General features: G+C 75.3%; 3 protein-coding genes. 1 reads left to right on the top strand and 2 read right to left on the bottom strand.

Annotated elements, in window-relative coordinates:
- Positions 1 to 197 precede the first annotated feature (197 nt).
- The gene (gene rpsT / locus HMPREF3105_RS11940) at positions 198 to 464 is read left to right on the top strand and encodes a 30S ribosomal protein S20 (protein WP_036336578.1); all 267 of its coding nucleotides are present in this window, start codon (positions 198 to 200) and stop codon (positions 462 to 464) included.
- Between the two features lie 102 nt (positions 465 to 566).
- Here rpsT and holA read toward each other — a convergent pair whose 3' ends face one another.
- Together holA and HMPREF3105_RS11930 are read right to left on the bottom strand one after the other, a co-directional pair.
- On the bottom strand, positions 567 to 1586 hold the full coding sequence (gene holA, locus HMPREF3105_RS11935) for a DNA polymerase III subunit delta (RefSeq protein ID WP_070709812.1): 1020 nt from the start codon (positions 1584 to 1586) through the stop codon (positions 567 to 569).
- 10 nt (positions 1587 to 1596) lie between these two features.
- Positions 1597 to 2107, bottom strand: a 511-nt coding sequence (locus HMPREF3105_RS11930; RefSeq protein WP_371441117.1) for a ComEC/Rec2 family competence protein, incomplete at its 5' end; no start/stop codon positions are given.

The following is a 2107-nucleotide window of genomic DNA, read 5'->3' as shown; positions in this document are numbered from 1 at the left end:
GAGTCGGCCGCGCGGATCGCAGGGTCTGGGTGGTAGGATCGTCCGCATTGTGTCCGCCGGTCGACGGGCACCCCCGGAACGGGTCATCATCGGTGTTCCCCACGCCGCTCAGTCCACGGATCCGGGCACCCTCCACGACCCCCTGTTCATGCGGCGCCCGGACCCTCGTCCGCGCCGCCGACGACGAAGGACCCGATTTGGCTAACATCAAGTCCCAGAAGAAGCGCATCCTCACCAACGAGAAGGCGCGCCAGCGCAACGTCGCGGTGAAGTCCGAGCTGAAGACCGCCATCCGCGCCGTGGACAAGGCCGTCGCCGCCGGCGAGCCCGAGGCCGCCGCCGCCGCGCTGCGCACCGCCTCCCGCAAGCTGGACAAGGCCGCCTCGAAGGGCGTCATCCACAAGAACCAGGCCGCGAACCGCAAGTCCGGCATCGCCGCCCGCGTGAAGGCCCTCCTCGGCTGATCCACGCCCCCCGGCTGTGACCGCGGCCCCCGCCCCGAGCGATCGGTGCGGGGGCCGCGTCGTGTCCGGGCTGCCCCCGAGGGATGCCGTCCGGCGGCGCCGTCAGCGGCTGACGGCGGTGGCCACGCGGATGACCGCGCGCTCGACGGCGAACTCCGGGTTGCGGGAGGCGCCCTTGGCCTCGGCATCGGCCTGGGCGATCCACTCCACGGCCTGCGCGATGCCGGCCGCCGTCCAGTGCCGCGCCGCCTGCTGGATGTAGCGCACCTGGAACGGGGCCACCCCGAGCAGGGACGGCAGCTCGGCGGCGGGCCGGCGGGCGTCGATCATCCGCGCCACCTGCCGCGCCTTGAGCGCGAGTGCCGCGGTGATCATCACCGGGTGGACGCCGGTGGCCATCGCGTGCCGCACGAGGGAGACGGCCCTCGCCGCCTGCCCCTCGAGCGCCGCGTCGGCCACCGCGAAGCTCGTGGCCTCCACGCGGCCGCTGTAGTACGTGTCCACGGTCTCGACGCTGACGACGCCCTCGGTGTCGTCGACGAGCTGGGCGCACGCGGCCGCGAGCTCCGTGAGCGAGGCGCCGGTGGCGCGGATGAGCGCGCGGGCCGCCTCCTCGTCGATGCGCCGACGCCGGTCGCGGAACTCGGCCTGCACGAAGGCCAGCCGCTCCTCGTCCTTCTTCAGCGGCACGCACTCGACCACCGTGCCGGCCTGGGCGACGGCGTCCAGCAGCTTCTTGCCGCGGTTGCCGCCGGTGTGGCGCAGCACGAGCGTGACGTCGTCCGCGCCGGGGCCCTGCTGGACGAGGCGCAGGGCGTCCTCGAGGAACGCGTCGTTCATGGCCTCGAGGCCCTCGACCGTGATGAGGGTGGGCTCGGCGAAGAGGGACGGGCTGGCCGCGGTGGCCAGCTGGCCGGGCTGGTACTCCCCCGCGCGGAGCCGGTGGATCTCCAGCTGGCCGTGGCGCTCGCGCAGAGCCTGGGTCACGCGGTCCGTCACCCAGCGGGCGGCATGGTCCTCGGGTCCCTTGAGGAGCATGAGCGGGGCGGGCTCGGCTCGCCGCCAGGCCAGCGGGTCGGTGCGGCCGGCTCGGCCGGAACGGGGGCTGCGGGCGGCGGACATGCGTCCCATCCTAGGGTCCGGTGCGGACGCTCGAGGGCGGGCGGACGGTGTGAGCCGTGATCTCGGGCGCGCCGTCGGGGTCGGGGCCGTCCGCGGCCGTGAGGGCCAGCGTGCCGTGCAGGTCGGTGCGGGCCACCGGCCCGAGGCGGCCGAGCGCGTCCACCGTGGCCCGGTGGGGGTGTCCGTACGGGTTGTCGGCGCCCACGGAGACCATGTGCAGGCGGGCGCCGACCGCGCGCGGCACGGCCGTCCCACCGTTGCGGGCCCCGTGGTGGGCGACCTTGAGCACGTCCACGCGCGGCGGAGCGGCGGCATCGGACCGGTGCCCCGCGACCCATGCCGCGGAGGCGTCCTCCTCCATGTCGCCGGTGATCAGCGTCGTGACCGGACCGGCCTCGCTCTCGACGGTGACCAGCACCTGGGCGGAGGCGTCGTTCTCCTCGGGGGCCCGCGCGTCGGCGAGCAGCACGTGCCACCGCACCGGCCCGGCCGTGCCCGTCGCGCCGGTGCGGAGCCGTGCC

Source organism: Micrococcus sp. HMSC31B01 (assembly GCF_001816085.1).
GTDB classification, from domain to species: domain Bacteria; phylum Actinomycetota; class Actinomycetes; order Actinomycetales; family Micrococcaceae; genus Micrococcus; species Micrococcus luteus.
Note: the sequence above shows the minus strand (reverse complement) of the source record. Positions and strands in the feature narration are given on the sequence as shown.

Bases quoted from the DNA above. Each gene is read 5' to 3' on its own strand.
- holA (WP_070709812.1), bottom strand. From the start codon at position 1,586: ATGTCCGCCGCCCGCAGCCCCCGTTCCGGCCGAGCCGGCCGCACCGAC.